Below are 22,573 nucleotides of genomic sequence, written 5' to 3'. Positions count from 1 at the left end.
CCCGCCGGGTTCGTGGCCGCGATGAACGACGACCTGAACACCTCGGCCGCGCTCGCCGTCCTCCAGGCGACCCTGCGGGACGGCAACACCGCGCTGGCCGAGGGCGACGATGTGACGGTCCGCACCACCCTCGCCGCCACCCGGGCGATGCTGGATATCCTCGGCGTCGACCCCCTCGACCCGGCCTGGACCGGTGGCGGTCGCGCCGACGACCTGCGGGGCGTGGTGGACTCCCTGGTCGCACTGGCCCTGGAGCAGCGCGCGCAGGCCCGCAGCCGCAAGGACTGGGCCGCCGCGGACGCCGTACGCGACCAGCTCAAGCAGTCCGGCGTGGTGGTCGAGGACACCCCGCAGGGCCCCCGTTGGACTATTGGAGAGCAGGACTGATGGCCGGCAACTCGCAGCGCCGTGGCCGGCGACTGACGTCGAAGGCAGGTGCCCCCAAGGGCTCCGGCGGCAAGAACAAGGACTCCCTCGCGGGGCGGGGCAAGACACTGCCCGCCGACGAGCGTCCCTGGCACAAGGCGTACTCGGGGACCGAGAAGCTGCCCCAGCGCACCGCCTGGAAGCAGGACAAGGAGCGCCGGGCGGCGGCCGAGGAGGGTCGCGCTCCCAAGATCGGCCAGCCGGGCACCAAGGACACCACCTGGGGCAGGGGCACCCGGGGCGTGGCCCCCGTCCGGGCCGGCGGTGGTGGTCGGTCCGGCGCGGGCGGCCGGGGTGGCGCGGGCGCGGGCCGCAGCGGTCCCCGGGTCGCGCCGGGGCGCAAGTCCAACCCGTCGCGGGACAGCCCGGAGCTGCTGGTGGGCCGCAACCCGGTGCTGGAGTCGCTGCGCGCCCAGGTGCCGGCGACCGCGCTCTACACCGCGCTGGGCATCGACGCCGACGACCGGGTCAACGAGATCACCCGTACGGCCGCCGATCGGGGCATCGCCATCCTGGAGATCAGCCGGGCCGAACTGGACCGGATGACCGGCGGTGTGCTGCACCAGGGGGTCGGCCTCCAGGTGCCGCCGTTCGCCTACGAACTCTTCGAGGACCTGCTGGCGGCCTCCCTGGAGCAGCCCGCGCCGCTGCTGGTCGCGCTGGACGGGGTCACCGACCCGCGTAACCTGGGCGCGGTGATCCGGTCCGCCGCCGCGTTCGGCGCCCAGGGCGTGTTCGTACCGGAGCGGCGGGCCGCCGGGATCACCGCGACCGCCTGGCGGACCAGTGCCGGCGCGGCGGCGCGGGTGCCGGTCGCGCAGGTGACCAACCTGACCCGGTCGCTGAAGGCGTGTCAGGACGCCGGCTTCATGGTGGTCGGCCTGGACGCCGACGGCGACACCGACCTGTACGACCTGGAGGCCGCCGTCGGCCCGCTGGTCGTGGTGGTCGGCTCCGAGGGGCGCGGGCTGTCCCGGCTGGTCGGGGAGACGTGTGACCTGACCGTCAGCATCCCGATGATCTCCGACGTGGAGTCGTTGAACGCCAGCGTCGCCGCCGCCGTCACCCTCGCCGAGGTGGCCCGCCGCCGCGCTGCGGAAGGCTGATCCGGCGCGGGCACCCGCGACCGGGACGACGACACGACGAAAGGGGCGGCCCGCCGAAGCGGACCGCCCCTTTCGTCGTGCGATGGATCAGATGCGGTGACCGGTGGCCGCGTTGAAGACGTGGCTGCGGCCGGCGCGCGGCTTGACGAACACGGTGTCACCCATGTTCGGCATGTTCCGCCGGTCGGTGCGGACCACGAAACGCTCCTCGTGGCCCTCCAGCGCGGCGTGGCCGTAGACGTTGGCGTCCGAACCGAGGTCCTCGACCAGCTCGACCACGACCGGCATGCCGCCCTCGGTGGGGCTGACCAGGTCGCAGTCCTCCGGGCGGAAACCGACGGTGACCCGGTTGTCGCCGCCCTCGCTGCGGGCCGCCTCGACCTGCTCGCGGGTCAGCGGGATGTGCATCTCGGCGAAGGCCGCACCCCGCTCGTTCAGCGGAACGGTCTTGATGTTCATGGCAGGGGAGCCCATGAAGCCGGCGACGAACACGTTGGCCGGGGTGTCGTAGAGCGCCCGCGGGGTGTCCACCTGCTGCAGGACGCCGTCGAGCATGACCGCCACCCGGTGGCCCATGGTCATGGCCTCGACCTGGTCGTGGGTGACGTAGACCGTGGTGATGCCCAGCTTGGCCTGGAGCGAGGCGATCTGGGTACGGGTCTGCACGCGGAGCTTGGCGTCGAGGTTCGACAGCGGCTCGTCCATGAGGAAGACCTGCGGCTCGCGGACGATCGCCCGGCCCATCGCGACCCGCTGGCGCTGACCACCGGAGAGCGCCTTCGGCTTGCGGCTGAGGTACTCCTCCAGCTGGAGCAGGCCGGCCGCCTCCTTGACCCGCCGGTCGATCTCGGCCTTCGGGGTCTTGCGCAGCTTGAGGGCGAACGCCATGTTCTCGTACACCGACATGTGCGGGTAGAGGGCGTAGTTCTGGAAGACCATCGCGATGTCGCGGGCCTTCGGCGGGAGGTGGGTGACGTCCCGCTCGTCGATGTAGATCGCGCCGTCGTCGACGTCCTCCAGGCCGGCGAGCATCCGCAGGCTGGTGGACTTGCCGCAACCCGACGGGCCGACCAGGACGAGGAACTCCCCGTCGCCGATCTGGAGGTCGAGCTGGTTGACGGCGGGGCGTTCGGTGCCCGGGTAGATCCGGGACGCCTTCGCGTAGGTGACCGTAGCCATGGTGGTGCGCTTCCTTTCACCGGCAGGAACGTGCCGGACGATCCGAGTGAAGGAGCTGTCGGCACCCACGGTGCCGACCCGCGGACCCCGTCCGGGGTCAGCCTTCGCCGGCCCCGGGTGTCATCCGTGTCACTGCACGGTAAACGGGATTTCCAGCTGTGCCAAGACGGGATACACCGAGTGGGACGGACGGCATACGCATTTCGGTCAGGCGGGCACGGCCGGGCATCAATCCCCTCGCCTGACGGGGTCCCGGCGCGTCGATTCGTCGGTGGCGCGGGCACAAGATTGACGTTTTCCATGCTCGGGGACCCTGCCGGCCGGGATTTCCCGACGTCAGTCGCTATGCTGACGTCGCAACACGCGCCCCTGTAGCTCAGCTGGCCAGAGCACTCGCCTTGTAAGCGAGATGTCGCCGGTTCGATCCCGGCCGGGGGCTCCAATTCCACAGCACGGCCGCCACTGGCGTTGCCGCCTGTCGATCCGTCGATAGCGGCCGGGCGCACGCTCCGGTTGCCACCTCCGCGCTGCGTGACCGAATGGTCGCTTCCGGTGGATGCATCGAGCTGGTTGAGTGGGAGTACCCCCACCCCACCGGCTGAGACGGACTGCCTCATGATCCTTATCGCCCCGCGTCGGCTGCGCACCCTCCTCACCGCCGGTCTGCTGGCGGCGATGCTCGTCGCACCCGGCGTCGCGACGGCCGCGCCGAGGACTGACAGCGCCTCGGCCTGCATGATGCATCCGCTGCCCCTGCCGGCCGGCGCGAGCCTGGCCTGGGACGCGATGCTCGTCGACCCGGCCGGCCGGTTCATCGTCGGCACCGGCAGGCGGGCCACCGATCAGGGGCAGGAGTCGCTGCTGCTGCGGTGGGACGGCCCGCGCGTCACCGTGTTGACGAGGTCACCCGGACTGCTGGTGGCCGTCAACCGGCACGGCGTCCTGGTCGGCGACAGCTCCACCAGCACCGGCAACCGACCGTGGCGCTACCGGGACGGCCGGGTGGAATGGCTGCCCCTGCCGCCGAACGGGATCGGCGGCTATGTCACGGCCGTCAACAGCCGGGGGGACATCGTCGGCTACGGCGGTTACCTGGAGGTATTGGTGGTCTGAGCTGTCGGCAAGAGGTCGGCGACGGTGACGCCCAGGACGTCGGCGATGCGCTCCAGGTCGTCGAGGTCGAATGCGGTCTCCCCGGTCATGCGGCGACTGAGCGCCTGCTGGCGGATTCCGGTCTGCCTCGCCAGTTCGGCTGCGCTCATGCGGCGGCGGGCGAGCAGTACCCGGATCTCTTCGGCGGCCAGGTGCCGGAGGCGCATCCCAGTGCGCGCGTTGCTCTCGCTCATACGGAGATGATGACTCGCTTACCGGTATAAGGGCAAGCGTAGCCGTGTGACATTCCAACGAACTGTGTGGATGTACCGCTGAGCGTGTTGACAACCCTCGCGGCGGAGGCGTAAACATGTCCCCATGCAGGTAGACAACACGCTCAGCGGTACATCTACCGGCGGACTCCGCGACTCGGTGGTGGTCGCCGTGCGCGTCGAGATGGCGCGACAGCGAATGAGCCAGACCAAGCTCGCCGAGCTGACCGGATTCACCCAGGCATACATCAGCCGGCGGATGACCGGCGAGACGCCTTTCGACGTCGTCGACCTGGAGCGCATCGCCGGCGCGCTCAACGTTCCGCCATCCGCGTTCTTCCCGGCCCCGGTGGCCGCGTGAGCGCCGACTGGTTGAAGCCCGGCGGCGGATCGACGCGGCCCGCCGACACGCGGCCCCCGAACAGGTCGACGCCGCCGAAGCCCGCCCCCAAGCCGCCGAAGCCGCCCAAGGGCGGTGGGAAGCGGTGATCACGCGGGACAACGCGGGGCCACGGCTCGGACAAGCCGTGACCCCGGATTTCCCATCCGATCCAACCCCCAGCAGAGGAAGGACGGTCGAGATGACCAACGTACAGCAGCCCCCGTCGGAGGCGGCGCAGCAGCCGGCGACGCCCGGCACGCCGGCTGGGTTGCCGGTCCTGCCGGGCTGCGGTGGCGACGCTGCCGTCCGCTACGAGATCCAGCGTCCTACGGGTGGCGGTGCCTACGCCCTGGCGGGCGCGATCAACGTTTGCCAGGTGCACCGCGACGCCGCGCGGATCGCCGCCTCTGAGGCGGGTCTCCGCCTCTTCCCGCTCGACCAGGATGTGTCCTCCCGGCCCTGCGGCAGCGGGATGGACTTCACCGGTGTGCACCCCCGGGCGCTGTCCCGCCGCCAGGCCGGTCCCGCGCCGGCCCCGGTGGAGGGGCAGCCGGCGGGCCGGCGGATCGCCCGCGCGAACGTGCTGCGGGAGTTGTCGCGGCTCTGCTACGCCGTTGACCAGCCGGCGCTGCCGGCCCCGGCGCTGATCCGGTTCATGGACGAGGGGGCCGCCGATCGGGTGGTGATCGTGCGGTGTGACGCGATCGCGGAGGCCGAGGCATGGGCGGAGCGCTTCGACGTCCTTCGGGACGCGCAGGTCATGGACACGATCGCCGAGAACGGTCGCCGGGTGAGGGTGTTCACGGCGTGGACGCAGTGGCGGGGGCTGTCGCTGGTGATGTCGGCGGTGGTGGTGCCGCCGGACGGGTGCCCGGTCCCGGCCGGCCCGCGGCCGGCACCGGTGGACCTGTCGACGGGCGAGGCCCTGGCCGAGGTGTCGGTGTGATGGCCACGGTGATCGCGGGGCTGCGGGCTGCGGGCCCGGAGGTGGGGGGTCTGCTGCTGGCGGTGGTGCTGGTGGCGGGCGCGGTGTGGTGTGAGCGTTGGTGGGAGGCCCGCCGTGCCCGGGTGCAGCGGCAGCGGCGGGCGGAGCGGCTCGCGGCGTTCCGTGCCCGCCGGGAGGCGGCGGCCGCGCGTTCTGCTGCGGCCCGTGTGGGCGGGCCGGTGCGTCCTGTGGTGCCGGTCGGGCCGGTCCGGGCCCGGCCCGCGCCGGTGTTCGCCGCGGCCGCGGCTGCGGCGGTGCCGGTCGTCGAGTCGACGTTGCCTCGGGCCGGGGAGTCGGAGTTTCCGCGGGCGGTCGATCCGGCGTTGGTCGGCCGGCCCCCGCTGGCCGCCGAGCCTCCCGTGCGTCCGTCCCGGTCTCTGCCGCCGGCGGCCGGCCGGCGGTGGTCTCCGGCTGGCGGGTTGGCGGCCGCGCTGGGGGGTGTCGTGGTGGTCGTCGGGGTGGTGGTGGCGCTGCCCGGGTCGCCGGGCACGGGTGCGCTGGCGGGTGTCGCGGTGCTGGTCCTCGGCTGGCTCGGTGCGGTGGTGGTGGCGGTGGCGGTGGGGCAGCGGCGGGCCCGGGTGGCCCGGTACCGGGGTCTGCACTCGGCGTCGGTGCCGCTGCACGACCGGGGCCGGGGCAGCGACTACCTGACGATCCCGGAGGCCGGGCGATGAGCGGGCAGGGGTTGACGCCGCCGGGCACGGTGCTTCGGCTGGTGATTCCGGAGGCGGTGGTCGTCGCGCACGGCGATCTGCGGCTCCAGTTCACCATGCCGGGTCACCCGGGCGAGGTGATCCACCTGCCGCTCGTCGACGGCCACTACCGGCCGTTGGTGGAGGTGCACCCGTACGTGCCGCAGGTGCACGCCGGGCAGGTGTGGCGCACCGCCGGCGGTGTCCTGCTCTTCGGGGTCCTGTGGCGTGAGCAGCCCGACGACGTCGGGGTGGAGATGCTGATCGCCGCGGACGGCGGGGCCTATCACACGCCGGCGGCGGCGGTGGAGACGTACGGGCCGCTGGAGTTGGTCGTCGAGCACGCGCCGGTCGACAACTTCGCGGCCGGGACGGTGTACGGGCAGGCGCGGCCGGTGATCGCCGATGCGTGACCTGACGGTGCAAGACGTAATCACCCTGCTGCTCGGCCTCGCGGTGCTGGCGCTGGCCATCGCGGTGTGGCGTCTGACCGACTCCGGCCAGGCCGAGGCCCCGCCAGACGCCGTCGACGAGCTGTGGGTGGACTTCTACACCAGGCCGCCGCGTAGCCGCTGGCGCCGCTGGCGACACCTGGACCGCAGGGAGCTGCGGTGATCACGGCCGTCGTGGACATGCTGCTCGCGCACCCGGGGCTGACCGCCGTGGTGGTGCTCGCGGTGGCGTGCGCGGTGGTGCTGGCGTGGATCACGGTGCTGCTGGGTGCCGACCGGCACGACCGGGTGGTGCGGGTGGTCGGGGTCGCGCCCCGGCCCGCCCCGCCGCCGGCCCGGCCCACCCGGCCGGGGCCGCCGGTCAACCTGCTGCTCGCCGCGTACGTCGCCCAGCGGTCCGCCGAGTCGACGGCGGCCCTGCACGCCCGGGCCGGTCGACCGTGACGAGCACCAAGCCGCCGGTGCTGTGCCGGCTGTGTGACCGGCCGGTGCACACGCCCCTGTCCCGGGCCCGCCGGATCGGGGCCGGGTGCTGGCGCAAGCAGCGGGCCGAGCTGCGGGCCCAGTCGAAGCCGGTCGCCCTGCCCGGCATGTCCGGGCGGGGCGGCCCCGCCCAGACCGGCCCGGACCTGCTCGACGGCCAGGACCAGGGCCAGGACCAGGGGGTCACGCCGTGACCAACAAGCCTGGCCGGCGGATCTGCTCGCGGTGGGACCCGGACCCGGACATCGGCGTGGACCACCGCTTCCGGCAGACCTGCCGCACCTGCCTGCGTGTCGGCGAGGCCGGCGACCTCAACCACACCCCGCCCCCGCCGAACCCGCGCCGATCCCGTATCTCGCCCGCTCTCGCCGCCGCCGCCCAAGCGCGCGACGCCGCGATCCTCGGCGAGCGCGACCCTGATGAGGAGTAGGACGATGACCGACCAGACCGCCCCGCGTCTGCTCACCGACGAGCAGCTGCGCCGGGCCGCCGCCGGCCGGCCGGGCTACGCGACCTATCCGGAGTACGCGCCGGGCGGTCCGGAGCGCCTCGGCCAACTGCCCCGGATCACGGCCCGCCGCGCCGGCCGGCCGCCGGCCGCCGCCCCGTTCAGCGCGGTGACCGGCCCGGCCGAGCCGGTCCGGTCCGCCTGCCCGGAGCCGGCCCCCGCCGACGCCCGGGTGCTGTACGGCTTCCCGCCGTGCCTGATCGAGGACCGGCCGTGGTGGCGGCGGCGCTGGCACTGGGCCGTGATGGTCACGGGCGGCCGGCTGCGGCAGGGGTACGCGTGGACCCGGGCCGGTGCCCGCCGGCGGACCGCCCGGATGATGCGGCAGGCCCCCCGGTGAGCCCGGACGTCGTCGCCCTGACCGACCGGTCCACGGAGGAAGCTGCCCGGGCCCGCGCCGAACGGATCCGCCAGGGGCTGCGCGACTACCTGGAGACGGTGGCCGAGTTCGCGCTCGCCTTCGAGCGCGGCGACTGGCAGGTCCTCGGCTACCCGAGCTGGCAGGACTACCTGGACGGTGAGTACGGGGCGGACCGGCTCCGGGTACCGGAGGTGCACCGCACCCAGGCGGTGGCAACGCTGCGGCACGTCGGCATGTCCACCCGGGCGATCGGTGCCGCACTGAACATCAGTAAGGCCACGGCGGCCAGGGAGGTCGCGTCTGTCTCAGCTGAGGCAGACGACCTGCCGTCCACCGTCCGGTCGCTCGACGGCCGGCAGCGCCCCGCGACCCGACCAACCCCAACCTCGACCCCGGCCCCGGCTCCGGCTCCGGTGGTCATCGAGGAGCGCGGGCCGGCACCGGCCGAGCGGGTCTGGATCGCGACCGCCCGCAAGGGCATCGCCGCCCACGCGCTGCGGTCGGTGCTGCTCACGGTCTGCTCGCGGGCTACCCGCACCGGGCTGACGCTGACCGCCCAGCAGGCCGCCGACCGGTGGCAGGCGACCTGGTGTCGCACCTGCTGGCCGGATGAGGGGACCACCCGCGTCGCGGCGGGTGCGTCCGAGACCCACGACCCCCGGGCCTCGGACACGGCCGGGGCGGAGCTTCGCGGCTCCGCCCCGGCCAACGACACCGACACCGACCCGGCCCGCCGCATCGCCGCGGTGGCGCCGGAGTTCGTCCAGCCGGTCGCGGCCGGCACTCACACGGCCGCCGGGGCTGACACGGACCCGGCGGATGGAGCGGAAGGCCCCGACGCCGTGGACGCCGGTTCGCCGGTGGCGCTCGCGGCCGACCACGCCGCTCCAGCCCTTGCCCCGTCGGCGGCTTCCCCCGTCGACGGGGCAGGGGTAACCCCCGCCGCCCCCGGGCTGACCGTCGAGCAGGTGCGCCGACTGCGGGCCGCCCTCGCCCACCTCACGGCCTGCGGTGGCCGCCGGACCGAGGCCCGGGTGTACGAGGTGCCCTACTCGTCGACGTCCGCGGCGCTGAGCGGGTTGCAGCCGGTGACGCTGGCCACCGTTCAGTGGTGGGCCGATGACGACGGTGAGATCCACGTCCGGTTCCTCAAGGGCGGCGGGAACTACTGCCAGGCGTCGACGGAGTTCTACGCCGGCAGCGTCGACCAGGCCCTCGACATCCTGTGCGCGCTCGGCCTGCTGCCCGCGCACCTGTCCGGCCTGTACGCCGCCGGAGTCGCCGCCGGCCTGCGGGCCGGCGACGCGATCGACGGCGAAATCGTGGAGGTGCCGCGTGGCTGATCTGCCGGTGCACGAGGGCTGGCGGCGGGTGCCGAGCGGCTTGTACTCCCGGACGCAGCTGGCGGATCTGGACCTGCCCCGGCTGCCGGGCGGCCCGGTCCGCGCGTACGTCGACGCGCCGAACTGGCGCGGACGGCGGGAGGTCGTCGAGCTGTACTCCCTGGCCGAGGCGACGCCGTCGCCGGCGAGCATCTGGCACCTGGAGGCGGCCCGGGCGCGAGCCGGGGCGGGCCGGGTATGTGAGGGGTGCGGTGCCCGTCCGGACCGGCCGGTGCCGGTGCTGGGCCACGTGGCCGGGGCGGATCACCTGACCGATGGTGAGGCGGACGCGTCCCGTCACCTGTGCCTGGCGTGCGCCCGGGCGGTGCGCCTGCGCGCTGCGGTGGCCGCTGCTGCCGGGGCCCGGGCCGAGGCCGGCCGGTGGGCCGCCGAGGTGACCGGTGCCGGGCTGTCGGTGGTCCGCTGCACCGAGGTGCTCCGCCCGCCGGCACCGTCGGGCCGGCGGAACCTGGCCCCGGTGGCGCTGCGCGTCGACGCCGTCGACGCCGTCGGCACCGAGCTGCTCCGGGTGACCATCCGCCTCGCCGGTCCACGGGTGCGGGCGGTGCCCGCCGACGCGGTCGACCCGGCCACCGTCGACGAGCGGATCCGGTCCCTGCTGACCGCCCGTGCGGTGACGTGGCGGGCTGAGGAGCTGACGCCGCTGCTGTGCCGGTACTACCCCGACTGGCGCACCCGGCCCCGGGTGGTGCCGTACGCGCTGCGGGAGCGGGTCACCTGGTGGCGTGGCGAGGTCGACCCGGACAACCTGGCTGTCCGGACCGCGATCGACCCGGTGACCGCCGACCGGACGCTGCTGATCCTGCGCCGCATGGCCGCGGCCGCCACGGCAGGTGAGGCGTGACCGGCGGAATCATCACGGTCATCGCCGAAGTGGTGCCCGGCTTCCTGCGCGACCGGACCGTCCGTCCGGCGTGTGTCGACGCCGATCCGGGCGACTTCTTCCCCGAGCCGGAGTCCGTGGCCGCGGCGGCGGCCGTCCGGGTGCTGTACTGCCAGGGCTGCGCGGTCTACGGGCCGTGCCTCGACTGGGCGCTGAGCCAGCCGGTCGACAAGCTGCACGGCCTGTGGGCGGGCACCAACCAGGGCATGCGCCGCCGGATGCGTACGCAGAGGGCGCCGTGATCGCGCCGGCCGGCCGGTGGCTCGGCGCGAGCGTCGTGCTGGGCCGGCCGGTGCCGGTCGCCGCACCGTATCCGCACATCTGCCGAATGACGGTGACCGGCCTGATGACCGGCGTGGTCTACGTCGTCGAGCGCCGGCAGTGCGCCGCCTGCGCCCGACCCCTCCCGCTCCCGACGCCGCCGACGTCGGACCCCATCCACCCGATCGAGGAGACATGACCAGCAACACCGCCATGGGTGACGCCTGCTTCGCGCTGGCCCTCTACGACAAGATCATGACCGCTACCGCGGCGGACGCACCCGGGGCGCTGACCTGATGGGCGAGATCGTGTTGATCGCCACCCACGACCAGGCCGTGCACGCCATCCGGCAGCGTCTGGAGCGGCCAGGCACCGACCAGCTGCTGCGCGGTGTCGTGCTGCGCGTCCTCGACATTCACCAGCCGTACCATTCCAAGACCAACGCGCCGGACCCCGACTGCGGCGGCTGCGACGGTGGCGGATTCATCGACAGTGAACCCGAGGACGGTGGTCCGCCGGTCCGGCGTCACTGCCACTGCTCGTGCCCGTGGTGTACGGGATGCGAGGAGCCGCTGTGCCGGGGCGTCTGCCCAACCGTCGCGGCGATCGCCGAACGGCTCGACCTGACGTCCTCCGCCGCCGTGCCGAGCGAGGGCCGGCCGGCGGGCGGTGCCAGCTGATGCGGCCCGAGATCCTGCGCCTGGTCATCGGCCTGGCCGTGGCGGGCGCGCTGCTGCTGGCCTACGCGCGGATGGTCACCGGCCGGCTCTGGTCCGCTCTGGCCGGTTTCCTCGCTCTGCTCGTCGCGGTGGCCGCCGTGGCGGTCGTGGTCACGGAGGCGCTGGGGGTGCTCCCGTGACGGAGGACCCTCCCGAACCACCCCAGTGACGGCGCTTCCCGCCGCTCTGATCGTCCTGCTCAACCTTCGGCGCGGCCACCTTGGCAGGTGGCCGCGCTTTGCCGTATCAGGAGAACCATCGATGTTGATCTTTGGGGCGGTGGGTCGTGCCGTACTGGCTTGAGAGCGACACCTTCCACACCGAGCCGGTGTGGGAGGTGCTCGCCGGCGGGGTCGCGGACCTCGTCGACGCGTTGCAGTCAGCGCTGTGCCGCCTGAAATCGGTGGCGTCGTCAGTGCTGTCCGACGGCTACCTGACCGAGGGCATGGCGTTGCAGCAGTGCCGGGGACGGAAGAAGATCCTCGGTCTGCTGACCACCGGGGTACTCGACCAGCCGCCGCTGCTGCACCGCCAGGGCGACGAGTGCGAGTGCCTCGGCGACGGCTGGATCACCGGGTACGCCTACCGGATCCACGGCTTCTCCAAGCGGAACCCGTCCCGGCGGGAGTACAACCGCAACCGGGCGCAGAAGGCCGACCTGCGCGACGCCCGCCTCAAGGCCCTCGTCTACACCCGCGACGGCGGCTGCTGCCGGTACTGCGGCAGCGGGCCGCTGTCGCCGAAGTCCGGCCGGGCCAAGGACCCCCGCAAGCGGATCCACTACGACCACGTCGACCCCGACCAGCCCGCCGGCGCCAACGCCGAGAACTTCGTCTTGAGCTGCAAGCGCTGCAACGAGCACAAGGGCCACCGGCTGCCCCACGAGGCCGACATGGTGCTGCTGCCCATCCCCACCCCCGAGCAGGCCGCCCGGATGCGTGCCCGCGATCAGGTGCTCCACGACCTGCCCGCCGACGGAGATCACGCACCGATCACCGACGAGACGACGACCAATCACGATCACGAACAAAAACCGATCACCGAACGGACCGATGAACCCATCACCGACCACGAACGCGATCGAAACGCCGATCCGACACCACCAGTGCGCCTGAACCCCGACAACACCGCCACCACCACGACGACCAATCACCACCCCGAAGGGTCCGGGCTGGGTCGGGGCGGGAAACCCGAGGTGAAACCCCCACCACCCACCCCCTGGTCACACCAGCCAGCCCGCAGCCCCCAGCACCCCGACATCTACCACCGGCGCTCCCGACCAGCCCCCACCCAACCCGACCCGTACATCTGGCCCCCCGGCGCAGTCCCCGCACACCCCGCCCCGCCCGCACAGCCCGCACCGGAGGACCGATGACCACCATGTCCCCGCCGCCCCGGGTCGTCGACCTGCGCGACGCTGTCGAGCGACTTCGGGAGTCGTGCGCCTGGCTGTGGCTGCTGATGGCACCCGGCCGGGAGCGCCGGCCCGGCCGGCCCGTCGACGAGGACCAGGCCGAGATCCTCGAAGCGCGCGGGCACGCCGCCCGGACGTACCGGGAGTGGAACCTGCGGCACGGCATGGGCGCGCTGGCACCGTCGGCGGCGGCCGCGCGGCTCGACGTCGTCGACGCCCTCACCGTCGTCACCCGGATCCTGACCCGGCTGGCCCGCCTCGTCGCCGAGTACCGCGACTCGTCGTACGTCGGCGGCGGCCGGCCCGTCGACGTGCTGGACTGGTTGACCGCCGGCGGGCCCGGCCGGCGCTGGGTGGTCGACGCCGCCGGCGACGCGTGGCGGGCCGGCGTGCTCGACGACCTGCGCGACAACCGGGACGCGTACCTGGTGGGCAGGATCGCCGAGCACATCGCGTGGGCGGACGAGGTCGCCCGGGCGGCGGCCGGCGTGGTGGCCGAACCGGTGCGGCCGATCGAGCACCGCTGCCCGGCCTGCCGCCACCGATCCCTGCAACTGCGCCACGACGGCCACGACAAACGCCGCTGGACGGTGGAGTGCGTCCGCCGGACCTGCCTGTGCGCCGGGGCCGGCTGCGGCTGCCTCCGACGCGACCGACGGCCCGGCCTGCCCCACGTGTGGACACGGGGCGAGATGGAGGGACCGGGCGGGCTGGCCACCGCCGTGGCGATCGCCCGCCGCCTCGACGAGCAGGGCCGGCCCCGGCCCACCGTCCGCAGCACCACCACCGGACACGGCGGCTGGTCCGACCGGCGGACCGGTGCGGCGTGAGCGGCGTGGTCGTGGTCGATGGCGTGCAGTGGTGGACCACCGCGTACGCCGTGGCGCAGCTACGCGTCGACCGGAAGCTCATCAACCAGTGGGTGCTGCGGTCCCGCCGTGCTGGCCACGTCGCCGGTGCCAGCCCGCAGGACTGCCCACGCTGCCAGTCGAACCCTGAGAGCTTCCCCCATGTCGACCCACCGGTGCGACGATCCGGGATCTACGGCTACGTCGGCGAGCAGCTGCTCGCCGCCGAGGAGCGGACCTGGTCAGGATCGCGAGGTGGTGTGGTCCGGACAGACGTTTGACAAGATCATCACCGGCATATCACCATGGGCGCAGCGCCAGGAGTCTGTCCGGTGCCACGGTCTAACCTGCCAGCCACCCGGGATCGGCTCCGGGACGCAGCCCTCGCTCCGGCGGGGGCTGCGGCGTCTACAGCGCCAGGCAGCCAGGGCGTTGTGCCACGTCTGGGTGGGAGGCGGCAAGGTGGTCGCCCGGTCGGCGGGGCGTAAGGGCAGGCGGCACAGGGCGGCCAAGCGGGACCTGAGTAGCAAGAGCACCAGGTGCTGGCTGTGTGGCCATGAGGGTGCCTACGAGCTGGACCACGATCCGCCGCGCAAGGTGCTGCTGAGGCGGGGACTGGACCCCGACGATCGTCGCTGGCACAAGCCAGCGCACGGCACGTCGTGTCCTTGCCCGACTTGCGGTCAGCGGTGTAACCAGGTGCGTGGCGACCGGCCGGCGAGGCGACCGCGGATGATCCGCGAGTGGTGACCCCGGGGGTGAAGTCCGTGGGCGATGCGCGGGAGACCCCAGAAGTGCCAGCCCCCTTTTTCTCTCCCCGAAGGGGTGTGAGCTGCGGAAATGGTCAAGGCGACGCAAGATCAGACCCGGGTGATCGGGGCGGCGATCAGTGCCGTGATACGCGATCGGATCCGGGATCTGCGCGACCGGGCTGGCCTCGGTCGTAACGAACTCGCGGAGCGGGCACGGGAGTACGGGGCGCCCGAGTCGTTCACGGCGAACGTCGTTGGTTTCTTGGAGAGGGGACGCCGAGGGCTGACGCTGGAGGAGTTGCTGGCGCTGGCCGGTGCACTGGAGGTCACGCCGCTGGAGCTGCTCGGCGACCAGGCGGCGGTGCTCGTCGGCGGCGGCCAGGTCGACGCGCCGGTCTGCCCGAGCTGCGGCGGTGAGGCCGGCCAACTGGAGTCCACCGTCCGGGCCGACGTGGGCAAGCTCGGCGAGCTGGGCACGCTGGAGGAGACCCTCACTCGGACGGCGATCCGCGTGGCTGCCGAGATCGACGCACTCCACGGTGACGGCGTCAAGGAACTGCCGCGGTTGACGCGGGAGCTGCGCTCGACGGTGGAGCAGATCCTGACCGGCCGCCGCGCCGTGCCGGACCCGGACGACGAGGACGACCTTGACGACCTTGGCTCCCCCGATTGATCCGGAGTACGCGGAGCGCGTCCGGGAGGTCTACGGGCTGACGTGCCTGCCGAGGTGGGGGACCCGACGCAACTTCGACCGGCCGACCCTCGGCGGGAAAGCGGCGAAGGTCTCGAAGGCGCTCGGCTCGCCGTACATGCCGTGGCAGCGCTACACCGCGGACATCGGCCTGGAGATTGACCTCGACACCGGGCTGCTGGCGTACCGGGGTGTGGACCTGACGGTGCCCCGCCAGTCGGGCAAGACCACCACGGTCCTGTCGGTGGCAGTGCACCGGGCCAATGCGTGGCAGCGGCAGCGAATCCTCTACGGCGCGCAGACCGGCACCGCAGCCCGCGAGAAGTGGGAGGACGAGCACCTGCCGATCCTGGAGGCAGCCAAGGCGTTCCAGGGCAGGTACCGCGTCCGCAAGGCCAACGGCCGTGAGGCGATCCTTTGGACGCGCACCAGGTCGATCCACACGCTGACCACCAACAAGGAGCAGGCCGGCCACGGCAGGATCCTCGATCTGGCGTTGCTCGACGAGTACTTCGCCCAGGTCGACTACCGGTTGGACCAGGCCACCGGCCCGGCGATGATCACCCGGGCGAACGCGCAGAAGTGGCGGCTGTCGACGGCGGGGACCAGCCGGAGCGTGCCGTTCAACCAGATGCGCGCTCGTGGGCGCGCTGCCGTCGAGCAGGGTCGGCAGAGCAAGATCGCCTACCTCGATTGGTGCGCGCTGCCGGGCATGGACCGCACCGATCCGGCCGTGTGGCGGACCTGCATGCCGGCGTTGTGCCCGGCCCCGGTGCGCGGCGTGTGCCGCTGCTCGAAGGATTGGCGGCACACGGTCACCGATGACGCGATCTTCGGCGAGCTGGAGTCGATGGCCGACGATCTGAGCGACTTCGACCGTGCCTATCTCAACATCGCCCGCGAGGACGGCGAGGTCGACCGAGACCCGAACGTCCCCACCCCGGAGGAGTGGGGACTGCTCGCTGACCCGGAGAGTCTCGGCACCGGCGTCGTCGCGATCGCGATCGATATCACTCCCAAACGCGACCACGCAGTGATCGTGGGGGCTGGCTTCGATCCGCTCGGTCTGCCGCGGATCGTGGTGCTGGAGTACGGCGAGGGCACCGGCTGGCTGCGGGAGAGCATCGAGCGGTGGCACACCAAGCTGAAGCCGGTCGCCTGGGTGCTCGACGAGAAGTCGCCCGCGGCGACGATGGTCCTGCCGATGGACCGTGCGGGCATCCCTCGCATGAAGGAACGCAAGGAGGACTGGCACCGGGGCCACCTGTGGATCCCGACCGTCCCCCAGTTCGGCGCGGCCTGCGGCGACTTCACCGATGCTGTCCGGCAGGGCCAGCTGGTGCACCTCGACCAACCGGAACTCACTGTCGCGATCGACGGCGCGGCCAGCCGCCCGATCGGCGACGGACTGTGGGCGTGGGGTCGCAAGATCGCGTCGGTGGACATCTCCCCGCTGGTCGGCGCGTCGCTCGCCCTCGCCGCGCTGCTGCGCTTCCAGGACCTGGCGAACCCGCCGCAGGTGGCGGTGGCCGCCAGCACGCCGGCGACGACCGGTGACATGTACCGCCCTGCCGGGCGGCTGACGATCTGAGGAGGTTCGATGCGGATCACGGTGAGCGTCCCGAGCGTGCAGGCCCCGATGCTGGTGTCGAACCTGCTCGGGGTGGCCGGTCTGCTCGGCCTGGTCGTCGCGGTCGGTGCGCTGGCCGGCTCGTGGTGGTGGTCGGTGCTGGCCGGGTCGCTGATCGCGATCGCCCTGGCGTGGGTGGCCCACACCCACCACCAAGCGGCCGCTGCCCAGCGGGTTGGCGTTGACGTGCCGCGTGAGGCTTCGGCGTGAGGTCGTGGATCTTCCCCGCCACCGGTAGCCGGGTGGTGGAGGCGACGCCGCAGCAGGTGATCGCGACCGGTGCGGCCGGTGCCGCGTACAGCCAGGACCACGCCGACGGCGAGCGCGGATGGCGGCTGGCCGGGACCGGCGGCCATCGAGAGGTGCCGTGGTGGACCCTGGAGAAGGCCCGCATCTACTCGGTCGCCGCGTACCGGGTCAACCCCATGGCCCGGGCCATCATCGACACGTACACCAGTTTCTGCGTGGGCGACTCCGGGGTGTCCTACCAGGCGACCAACCCCCAGGTCGGCCAGATCGTCGACGAGTTCTGGCACGACCCGCGCGTGCAGCTGGGCACGCTGCAGGAACGGCTACTGCGCGACCACATGCTGATGGGCGAGACCGCGTTGCAGATGCTCGTCGGTGAGCTGTCCGGCGTCACCCGGATCTGCCCGACCCCGATCAGCCAGATCACCGATGTACGTCTCGCCGGCGGAAACCCGCTGTGGCCGGCCGAACTGGTGTTCGGCGACAGCACGGCCGGCGGGCTGGCGCTGCCGGTGGTCGCCGTCGACGACCTCACCAACCTGCGCACCGGCAAGGTCATGTGGTGGCGGTCCTGGATGGCGCTGATCGACGACCTGCGCGGCGAGCCGATGCTCGGACCGATCCTGGACCACCTCGACTCGTACGACCAGGTGATCTCCAACCTCATCGACCGAACGGCCCTGGCCCGATACCTCGTCTGGGACGTCACCGTCCAGGGTGAGCAGACCGACGTCGACAAGTTCGTCGCTGCACGGGGTGGCCTGCACACCCCGCCATCCGGGGCGGTCGAGGTCCACAACGAGAAGGTCACGTGGAAGCCGCAGAGCGCGCCGACCGGAGCGGAGGAAGACTCGATCGCCGGCCGGAACGTGCTGACCCTGATCGCTGGCGGCGCCGGTCTGTCCAAGACCTGGCTGGCCGAGCCGGACGGCGCGAACCGGGCTACCAGCCTCACGATGGCCGAGCCGGTGCGCCGCCGGGTCGGCGGAGTGCAGAAGATGTGGCTGGGCTACCAGACCGAGCTGCTGCGCTTCGTCGTCGACCAGGCGGTGCGTGCCCGGCGGCTCCCGCAGATGGTGACCGCCCAGGACCCCCGCACCGGCCGGCAGTGGGCGATCCCTGCCGCGCAGACCGTCACCGTCACCGGACCGTCCATCAGCGCCTCGGACGCGGAGTTCACGGCCAAGATCCTGCTCAACTTGAGCACGGGCCTGGAGAAGCTGGTCAGGGCCGGGGCGCTCTCCGCCGAGGCGGCGCGGATCGCCGCTCGCAAGGCGTGGGAGGACTACATGGGCGTGCCGTACACGGCCGACCTGGATTCCCCGACCGCGAACCCAGACGACGTCGCCCAGCTCGTCGACGACGCCCAGCGCGAGACGGCCGGCGGGAAGGGGCGTTTCAACCCGGGGCAGCCCCGTGACAAGCGCGGCCGGTGGAGCGACACCCCGGGCGGGGACATCGGGGGCCCGCACCCGCCGCTGCCACAACGACGGCAGCGCCCGGGTACCGGTGACCCGTTCGTCGCGCGTCCACCGGCGCGTCATCTGCTACGGACCGGCACCTCCGGCGATCGGGACCGGCTTGAGCGGGAGTGGGCGTCGGTGCTCGACGGCGAGTATGCCGGCCTGACCGTCCGGACCACCGGCGCGATGACCGACCAGTTTGACGACGGGCCCGGCGTAATGGCCGCCGCCGACATCTTCGACAGCACAGGGGAACGTGTGGGCGAGGTCGTCCGGGCCATCGTCGACGGCCCGGACGGCCCCTACGCCGTGCACGCGCTGATGGAGTTGGAGCCGCACGTGCAGGGCGGTGGGTTCGCCCGAGCCATGAACAGCGCCCTGGAGCGCTGGTACCGGCAGGCCGGGGTGACCCACATCGAGCTGAAGGCCAACATCCACATCGGCGGGTACGCCTGGGCGAAGGCCGGCTACGACTTCAAGGACCCCACGGACGCGGTCCGGATCATCGGCCGGCTGGAGGACTTCATCGCCCGCGCCGAGCGGGGCCTGCTGGCCATCCCGGCGGACCGGCTCGATGAGCAGATCGCGGCGGCCGAAGCACTCATCGAACGGGCCCGGACCGGCACGTTCGGCACGGCCGACTACCCCAGCGCGTACGAGGTCGCCATGCTCGGCTGGTGGCCCGGAGCCGGCCGCCGCGACGTGTGGATCGGCAAGGCTACCCTGTTGGGATCAGCATGGAACGGGGTGAAGCCACTGTGACCGCCATGGATCCCGAACGTCGCCGCCGCCTGGTCGCTCTCGGCGACTGGCACCGCGAGTGGGCCGACCGCACCGAGACCTCAACGCCGTTCACGCCGGACGACCAACCGGCCGGCAGCGACTACAACCAGCACCACGTCGACGTCGACGCCACCGCCGCGGCGCAGGGCGAGTTCGTTCGCCGCGCCGACCGCATCATGGGCATCGACAGGTAGCCCCAGCTACCCCCTCAACCTCCGAACGCCTCCCGGTACTACCGGGGGGCGTTCGCGCGTCCTGGCCCCGATCGGTGGCCGCTCCCCACCTCGTCCGTTGGAGGCACCATGTCCCTGAACCGCGACCAGGCCGCCCAGGCCCTGGGCATGAAGACCCGCGAGATCATCGCCGTCGACCGGGTCGACGGCGGATACACCGTCACCACCCACGACGGGCGGCGCACCCTCGTCAACGCGGCCGGCTCGGTGATCGCCACCGGCGACGTCCTCAACGCCACCGGCGCGACCCCCGCCCCGCCGGTCGACCCGGTCGGCTCCGTCCCGTCCCAGCCCGGCACGCCCGACCAGCCGCTGACGGAGTTGGAGGCGCAGGTGCCGGACAGGACCGTTCCCGACGTGCTGGCCTGGGTCGGCACCGAGCCGGACCGCGCCGCCGCCGCGGCCGCCGTGGAGCGGCGTCGCGACCGGCCGCGCACCGGACTGCTCGACGAACTCGACAAGCGCGCTGCGGCCACCCCGGGCACCGGCGGCGGCGGCGAGGGCACCGCCAGCTGATGACAGTCCAGCCCTCGCCGGTCGATCCGCTGCCCACCGTCGGGCCCGGACCCGGCGCGGCACGCAGCAGCGAGGTGACGACCTCGGACCGGGTGCGGGAGGTCGACGTCACGCCACCGACGCCGCAGCGGGTCACCGAGGCCACCGCGGACGTGCCGGCCGGATCGTGCATGGTGTGCCTGGACATCGCCGACGACATCGCCGCGGCGCTCGCGGTGCCCGGCGGTCTGCCGGCCGAGGAACTGCATGTCACCCTCGCCTACCTCGGCAAGACGCTGACCGGCGACCAGGTCGACCAGGTCGCCGAGATCACCGCGCAGGTCGCCGCCGCCCATCCTCCGCTGTCCGGGCAGATCGGCGGCCTCGGCCAGTTCCCACCCGGCGACGACGGGACACCGGTGTGGGCGCCGGTGGACGTGCCGGGGCTGGCGGAGCTGCGGCACGACCTGGCCGGCCGCCTAGCCGCCGCGGGCCTGCCGGTCGCCACCGAGCGGGGCTACACCCCGCACATGACCCTGACCTACCTGACCGACGGTGCATCACCACCGCCGCCGGTGCCAGCGACACCGGTGCGGTTCGAGTCGCTGACGTGGACCCGCGGCCCCGCCTGGACAGCGGTGCCGCTCGCCGCCGCGGCGGCGAACTCGAGGACGGAGACCGCAGCAGTGGAGAACACGCACCGGGACCGGGTCACCGGCCGGGTCATCGAGAGCCGGGGCACCGACGCCGCCGGCGGCCGGGTGTTCCGGGTCCGGATCATCCGCGCGGGGGAGTCCCGCAACCGGCGGCGCTACCCACAGCCGGTCCTGGCCGCTGCCGCCCGCCTCTACGAGGGCGCCAAGGCATACGACCACCACCGCACCGAGGACGAGCTGAGGACGTCGACGATCGCTGGCCTGGTCGGCTCCTACCGCAACGTCGCCGCCGAGGCCGACGGCCTGTACGCCGACCTGCACCTGCTGCCCGGCGCGACGCACGCCGCGCAGGCCCTCGACGCGGCGATCGCGGCGCAGGAAGCCGGCCTGGAGCCGCCGCTCGTGGGGATCTCCCACGACGTCATGGCCACCTGGAAGCCCGTTGCCGAGGGCGGGCAGCGGATGGAGGAGGCCACCGCCATCGTGAGCGTCTTCTCTGCCGATGTCGTCGCCGATCCCGCCGCCGGCGGGATGGCCACCCGCGCGGTGGCCGGTGGCCTCGACACCACCGATGAGACCGACCCGGCGGGCAACGCGCCCGACGGAGAGAGCAAGGAGTTGGACGTGACCGCACCACTGAACACGGACGCCGTGCTCGCCGCGCTCCAGACCGCAACCCCCGAGCAGCTCGCCGCGGTCGGTCTGAGCAAGGCGACCCCGGCCGACCCCGCGGCGGCCAGCGAGACGACGGCCGGCGGTGACACCGCCGCCGGCGCGGCCGCAGCGACGGAGAGCACGCAGCGCGCCACCGAGGCCGGCGCGGGGAAGAGCACGTTCCTCGGCCAGCTGATGATCCGCCACAAGATCGAGTCCGCCGGCCTGCCGATCGCCGTGGTGGAGTCGGTGACCGCCGCCCTGCCCGACCAGATCACGGAGAGCGTCGTCGACGGGCAGATCGCCGCGATCAAGGGCGGCCTGGCCATCGTCGAGCGTGCCGGCCTGGTCGGTGCCGCCCCGCTCGGCGGTGCCCAGGTCACCAAGGAGAGCGCCGAGAAGAAGGCCGCCGCGCTGGACCACTTCTTCGACGGGAACTACACCGAGGGGTACCGGTCGTTCCGCGAGGCGTGGGCCGATATCACCGGCTACCGCCCGCAGGCGTGGGGCGAGGACGTCAACCGGCGCATCCTGCGGGAGTGCTTCGGGGCCGGCTTCGACAGCGCGGTGCGCGGCTCCGAGTCGATGACCGCGGCGAGCTGGGCCCAGGTCCTCGGCGACTCGATCCACCGCAAGATGATCAAGCTCTACCAGCAGCCGTCGCTGCAGACCTGGCGCAAGATCGTCTCCGACGTCGTGCCCGTCGCCGACTTCCGCGACCAGAAGCGGACCCGCATCGGCGGGTACGGCACCCTGCCGGTCGTGGCCGAGGGTGCCCCCTACCAGCCGCTGCAGTCGCCCAACGACGAGGAGGCCGTGTACCGGATCATCAAGCGGGGTGGGACGGACGACCTCACCATGGAGATGATCGCCAACGACGACATGGGCGCGATCCGCAACATCCCGCGCCTGCTCGGCCTGGCCGCCGCGATCACCCTGCACCGGTTCGTGTGGGACCTGCTGATCAGCAACGCCGTGTGCACGTACGACTCGACGGCGCTGTTCCACGCCTCGCACAACAACACCGACAACCCGGCCGTGCTCAACTCCACCGGCCTGGGCGTCGGCCGCCGCCGGATGCGCAAGCAGGCCGCCTACGGGGACGCGACGAACATCCTGTCCCTGGCCCCGAAGCTGCTGATCGTGCCCAGCGAGCTGGAGGAGGTCGCCTTCCAGCTGACCACCTCGGCCGTGGCGGTCACGTCCAACGCGGACGCGACGATCCCGAACCTGCACCGCGGCATGGACTTCGAGGTCCTGGACCACTGGTCGGACGCCAACGACTGGTTCCTGGCCGCCGATCCGAACATGTGCCCGACCATCGAGGTCGGCTTCTACCAGGGGCGGCAGGAGCCGGAGGTGTTCACCCAGGCCGAGGCCAACACCGGCACGATGTTCAACGCGGACAAGTACACGTACAAGATCCGCCACGTCTACTCGGCGACGCCGCTGGAGCACCGCGGGTTCTACCGCGGAGCCAACTGATCGGGTGCCGGGCCGC

The 22,573-nt window shown here is 72.8% G+C and carries 30 protein-coding genes and 1 tRNA gene; 29 read left to right on the top strand and 2 right to left on the bottom strand.

Going from position 1 to position 22,573, the window contains the following annotated elements; translation table 11 throughout:
* Together ACN261_RS31740 and rlmB are read left to right on the top strand one after the other, a co-directional pair.
* The coding region (locus ACN261_RS31740; RefSeq protein WP_425853737.1) for a CysS/YqeB C-terminal domain-containing protein at positions 1-387 on the top strand (387 nt) is incomplete at its 5' end.
* Positions 387-1,532, top strand: a complete 1,146-nt coding sequence (gene rlmB, locus ACN261_RS31735) for a 23S rRNA (guanosine(2251)-2'-O)-methyltransferase RlmB (RefSeq protein ID WP_421484417.1) — start codon at positions 387-389, stop codon at positions 1,530-1,532. The genes ACN261_RS31740 and rlmB, both read left to right, overlap by 1 nt.
* Before the next feature lie 87 nt (positions 1,533-1,619).
* On the opposite strand, the gene ACN261_RS31730 is transcribed toward rlmB, so the two are convergent.
* The gene (locus ACN261_RS31730) at positions 1,620-2,711 is read right to left on the bottom strand and encodes an ABC transporter ATP-binding protein (protein ID WP_204924671.1); all 1,092 of its coding nucleotides are present in this window, start codon (positions 2,709-2,711) and stop codon (positions 1,620-1,622) included.
* A 365-nt stretch (positions 2,712-3,076) separates the two neighbouring features.
* Between ACN261_RS31730 and ACN261_RS31725 the strand changes: the two genes are divergently transcribed.
* Positions 3,077-3,153 (top strand) — tRNA-Thr (locus ACN261_RS31725).
* A gap of 173 nt (positions 3,154-3,326) precedes the next feature.
* Positions 3,327-3,824 carry a hypothetical protein gene (locus tag ACN261_RS31720; RefSeq protein WP_425853736.1) on the top strand — a complete coding sequence of 166 codons (498 nt, stop codon included), beginning with the start codon at positions 3,327-3,329 and terminating at the stop codon, positions 3,822-3,824.
* Here the strand turns inward: ACN261_RS31720 and ACN261_RS31715 are convergent.
* Positions 3,800-4,057 carry a helix-turn-helix domain-containing protein gene (locus ACN261_RS31715; protein WP_425853735.1) on the bottom strand — a complete coding sequence of 86 codons (258 nt, stop codon included), beginning with the start codon at positions 4,055-4,057 and terminating at the stop codon, positions 3,800-3,802. The genes ACN261_RS31720 and ACN261_RS31715 overlap by 25 nt on opposite strands.
* A 124-nt stretch (positions 4,058-4,181) precedes the next feature.
* Between ACN261_RS31715 and ACN261_RS31710 the strand changes: the two genes are divergently transcribed.
* The 25 genes from ACN261_RS31710 (at position 4,182) to ACN261_RS31590 (ending at position 22,557) form a co-directional block, all read left to right on the top strand.
* On the top strand, positions 4,182-4,436 hold the full coding sequence (locus tag ACN261_RS31710) for a helix-turn-helix domain-containing protein (RefSeq protein ID WP_425853734.1): 255 nt from the start codon (positions 4,182-4,184) through the stop codon (positions 4,434-4,436).
* A 220-nt stretch (positions 4,437-4,656) separates the two neighbouring features.
* Complete coding sequence (locus ACN261_RS31705; RefSeq protein WP_425853732.1) at positions 4,657-5,403, top strand: hypothetical protein; 747 nt, start codon at positions 4,657-4,659, stop codon at positions 5,401-5,403.
* Entirely contained in the window at positions 5,403-6,116 is a 714-nt protein-coding gene (locus ACN261_RS31700; protein WP_425853731.1) for a hypothetical protein, read from the top strand. The genes ACN261_RS31705 and ACN261_RS31700 overlap by 1 nt, the downstream gene beginning before the upstream one ends.
* Positions 6,113-6,547: a hypothetical protein gene (locus ACN261_RS31695; RefSeq protein WP_425853730.1), complete on the top strand. Its 435-nt coding sequence runs from the start codon at positions 6,113-6,115 to the stop codon at positions 6,545-6,547. The genes ACN261_RS31700 and ACN261_RS31695 overlap by 4 nt, the downstream gene beginning before the upstream one ends.
* A complete protein-coding gene (locus ACN261_RS31690; RefSeq protein WP_425853729.1) occupies positions 6,540-6,749 on the top strand; it encodes a hypothetical protein in 210 nt (69 codons plus the stop codon). The genes ACN261_RS31695 and ACN261_RS31690 overlap by 8 nt, the downstream gene beginning before the upstream one ends.
* Positions 6,746-7,030, top strand: a complete 285-nt coding sequence (locus ACN261_RS31685; protein ID WP_425853728.1) for a hypothetical protein — start codon at positions 6,746-6,748, stop codon at positions 7,028-7,030. The genes ACN261_RS31690 and ACN261_RS31685 overlap by 4 nt, the downstream gene beginning before the upstream one ends.
* Positions 7,027-7,263 carry a DUF6011 domain-containing protein gene (locus ACN261_RS31680; protein WP_425853727.1) on the top strand — a complete coding sequence of 79 codons (237 nt, stop codon included), beginning with the start codon at positions 7,027-7,029 and terminating at the stop codon, positions 7,261-7,263. The genes ACN261_RS31685 and ACN261_RS31680 overlap by 4 nt, the downstream gene beginning before the upstream one ends.
* Positions 7,260-7,499 (top strand): hypothetical protein, encoded by a 240-nt coding sequence (locus ACN261_RS31675; RefSeq protein WP_425853726.1) that lies wholly within the window; start codon positions 7,260-7,262, stop codon positions 7,497-7,499. Before ACN261_RS31680 ends, ACN261_RS31675 begins: the two co-directional genes overlap by 4 nt.
* A gap of 4 nt (positions 7,500-7,503) precedes the next feature.
* Positions 7,504-7,917: a hypothetical protein gene (locus ACN261_RS31670; RefSeq protein WP_204958763.1), complete on the top strand. Its 414-nt coding sequence runs from the start codon at positions 7,504-7,506 to the stop codon at positions 7,915-7,917.
* Positions 7,914-9,281 carry a hypothetical protein gene (locus ACN261_RS31665; RefSeq protein ID WP_425853725.1) on the top strand — a complete coding sequence of 456 codons (1,368 nt, stop codon included), beginning with the start codon at positions 7,914-7,916 and terminating at the stop codon, positions 9,279-9,281. Before ACN261_RS31670 ends, ACN261_RS31665 begins: the two co-directional genes overlap by 4 nt.
* Positions 9,274-10,185: a hypothetical protein gene (locus ACN261_RS31660; RefSeq protein ID WP_425853724.1), complete on the top strand. Its 912-nt coding sequence runs from the start codon at positions 9,274-9,276 to the stop codon at positions 10,183-10,185. Before ACN261_RS31665 ends, ACN261_RS31660 begins: the two co-directional genes overlap by 8 nt.
* On the top strand, positions 10,182-10,466 hold the full coding sequence (locus tag ACN261_RS31655; protein WP_425853723.1) for a WhiB family transcriptional regulator: 285 nt from the start codon (positions 10,182-10,184) through the stop codon (positions 10,464-10,466). Before ACN261_RS31660 ends, ACN261_RS31655 begins: the two co-directional genes overlap by 4 nt.
* Positions 10,463-10,684, top strand: a complete 222-nt coding sequence (locus tag ACN261_RS31650) for a hypothetical protein (protein WP_425853722.1) — start codon at positions 10,463-10,465, stop codon at positions 10,682-10,684. The genes ACN261_RS31655 and ACN261_RS31650 overlap by 4 nt, the downstream gene beginning before the upstream one ends.
* Before the next feature lie 97 nt (positions 10,685-10,781).
* Entirely contained in the window at positions 10,782-11,165 is a 384-nt protein-coding gene (locus tag ACN261_RS31645) for a hypothetical protein (protein WP_425853721.1), read from the top strand.
* A complete protein-coding gene (locus tag ACN261_RS31640; protein WP_425853720.1) occupies positions 11,165-11,344 on the top strand; it encodes a hypothetical protein in 180 nt (59 codons plus the stop codon). Before ACN261_RS31645 ends, ACN261_RS31640 begins: the two co-directional genes overlap by 1 nt.
* 146 nt (positions 11,345-11,490) lie before the next feature.
* Positions 11,491-12,579, top strand: coding sequence for an HNH endonuclease (locus tag ACN261_RS31635; protein ID WP_425853719.1), 1,089 nt, complete (start codon positions 11,491-11,493; stop codon positions 12,577-12,579).
* Positions 12,576-13,448 carry a hypothetical protein gene (locus tag ACN261_RS31630; protein ID WP_425853718.1) on the top strand — a complete coding sequence of 291 codons (873 nt, stop codon included), beginning with the start codon at positions 12,576-12,578 and terminating at the stop codon, positions 13,446-13,448. The genes ACN261_RS31635 and ACN261_RS31630 overlap by 4 nt, the downstream gene beginning before the upstream one ends.
* A complete protein-coding gene (locus ACN261_RS31625; RefSeq protein ID WP_425853717.1) occupies positions 13,445-13,747 on the top strand; it encodes a hypothetical protein in 303 nt (100 codons plus the stop codon). Before ACN261_RS31630 ends, ACN261_RS31625 begins: the two co-directional genes overlap by 4 nt.
* 559 nt (positions 13,748-14,306) lie before the next feature.
* Positions 14,307-14,891 carry a helix-turn-helix domain-containing protein gene (locus ACN261_RS31620; RefSeq protein ID WP_425853716.1) on the top strand — a complete coding sequence of 195 codons (585 nt, stop codon included), beginning with the start codon at positions 14,307-14,309 and terminating at the stop codon, positions 14,889-14,891.
* A complete protein-coding gene (locus ACN261_RS31615) occupies positions 14,875-16,500 on the top strand; it encodes a hypothetical protein (RefSeq protein WP_425853715.1) in 1,626 nt (541 codons plus the stop codon). Before ACN261_RS31620 ends, ACN261_RS31615 begins: the two co-directional genes overlap by 17 nt.
* Before the next feature lie 9 nt (positions 16,501-16,509).
* Entirely contained in the window at positions 16,510-16,749 is a 240-nt protein-coding gene (locus tag ACN261_RS31610; RefSeq protein ID WP_425853714.1) for a hypothetical protein, read from the top strand.
* A complete protein-coding gene (locus tag ACN261_RS31605) occupies positions 16,746-19,013 on the top strand; it encodes a hypothetical protein (RefSeq protein WP_425853713.1) in 2,268 nt (755 codons plus the stop codon). The genes ACN261_RS31610 and ACN261_RS31605 overlap by 4 nt, the downstream gene beginning before the upstream one ends.
* A gap of 5 nt (positions 19,014-19,018) precedes the next feature.
* Positions 19,019-19,228: a hypothetical protein gene (locus ACN261_RS31600; protein WP_425853712.1), complete on the top strand. Its 210-nt coding sequence runs from the start codon at positions 19,019-19,021 to the stop codon at positions 19,226-19,228.
* Positions 19,229-19,336: 108 nt separating this feature from the next.
* On the top strand, positions 19,337-19,783 hold the full coding sequence (locus tag ACN261_RS31595) for a hypothetical protein (protein WP_425853711.1): 447 nt from the start codon (positions 19,337-19,339) through the stop codon (positions 19,781-19,783).
* Positions 19,783-22,557 (top strand): 2'-5' RNA ligase family protein, encoded by a 2,775-nt coding sequence (locus ACN261_RS31590; protein ID WP_425853710.1) that lies wholly within the window; start codon positions 19,783-19,785, stop codon positions 22,555-22,557. Before ACN261_RS31595 ends, ACN261_RS31590 begins: the two co-directional genes overlap by 1 nt.
* Positions 22,558-22,573 lie beyond the last annotated feature (16 nt).

It is taken from the genome of Micromonospora sp. WMMD723 (assembly GCF_049863385.1).
Lineage (GTDB): Bacteria > Actinomycetota > Actinomycetes > Mycobacteriales > Micromonosporaceae > Micromonospora > Micromonospora wenchangensis.
This window is presented reverse-complemented; position numbering and strand designations above follow the sequence as displayed.

What these genes read in the sequence shown, in the direction of transcription:
- ACN261_RS31695 (WP_425853730.1), top strand. Translation starts at nt 6,113, where the DNA reads ATGAGCGGGCAGGGGTTGACGCCGCCGGGCACGGTGCTTCGGCTGGTG.
- ACN261_RS31730 (WP_204924671.1), bottom strand. Translation starts at nt 2,711, where the DNA reads ATGGCTACGGTCACCTACGCGAAGGCGTCCCGGATCTACCCGGGCACC.
- ACN261_RS31640 (WP_425853720.1), top strand. Translation starts at nt 11,165, where the DNA reads ATGCGGCCCGAGATCCTGCGCCTGGTCATCGGCCTGGCCGTGGCGGGC.
- ACN261_RS31705 (WP_425853732.1), top strand. Translation starts at nt 4,657, where the DNA reads ATGACCAACGTACAGCAGCCCCCGTCGGAGGCGGCGCAGCAGCCGGCG.
- ACN261_RS31630 (WP_425853718.1), top strand. Translation starts at nt 12,576, where the DNA reads ATGACCACCATGTCCCCGCCGCCCCGGGTCGTCGACCTGCGCGACGCT.
- ACN261_RS31670 (WP_204958763.1), top strand. Translation starts at nt 7,504, where the DNA reads ATGACCGACCAGACCGCCCCGCGTCTGCTCACCGACGAGCAGCTGCGC.
- ACN261_RS31620 (WP_425853716.1), top strand. Translation starts at nt 14,307, where the DNA reads ATGGTCAAGGCGACGCAAGATCAGACCCGGGTGATCGGGGCGGCGATC.
- ACN261_RS31710 (WP_425853734.1), top strand. Translation starts at nt 4,182, where the DNA reads ATGCAGGTAGACAACACGCTCAGCGGTACATCTACCGGCGGACTCCGC.
- ACN261_RS31715 (WP_425853735.1), bottom strand. Translation starts at nt 4,057, where the DNA reads ATGAGCGAGAGCAACGCGCGCACTGGGATGCGCCTCCGGCACCTGGCC.
- rlmB (WP_421484417.1), top strand. Translation starts at nt 387, where the DNA reads ATGGCCGGCAACTCGCAGCGCCGTGGCCGGCGACTGACGTCGAAGGCA.
- ACN261_RS31720 (WP_425853736.1), top strand. Translation starts at nt 3,327, where the DNA reads ATGATCCTTATCGCCCCGCGTCGGCTGCGCACCCTCCTCACCGCCGGT.
- ACN261_RS31610 (WP_425853714.1), top strand. Translation starts at nt 16,510, where the DNA reads ATGCGGATCACGGTGAGCGTCCCGAGCGTGCAGGCCCCGATGCTGGTG.
- ACN261_RS31690 (WP_425853729.1), top strand. Translation starts at nt 6,540, where the DNA reads ATGCGTGACCTGACGGTGCAAGACGTAATCACCCTGCTGCTCGGCCTC.
- ACN261_RS31595 (WP_425853711.1), top strand. Translation starts at nt 19,337, where the DNA reads ATGTCCCTGAACCGCGACCAGGCCGCCCAGGCCCTGGGCATGAAGACC.
- ACN261_RS31700 (WP_425853731.1), top strand. Translation starts at nt 5,403, where the DNA reads ATGGCCACGGTGATCGCGGGGCTGCGGGCTGCGGGCCCGGAGGTGGGG.
- ACN261_RS31600 (WP_425853712.1), top strand. Translation starts at nt 19,019, where the DNA reads ATGGATCCCGAACGTCGCCGCCGCCTGGTCGCTCTCGGCGACTGGCAC.
- ACN261_RS31645 (WP_425853721.1), top strand. Translation starts at nt 10,782, where the DNA reads ATGGGCGAGATCGTGTTGATCGCCACCCACGACCAGGCCGTGCACGCC.
- ACN261_RS31590 (WP_425853710.1), top strand. Translation starts at nt 19,783, where the DNA reads ATGACAGTCCAGCCCTCGCCGGTCGATCCGCTGCCCACCGTCGGGCCC.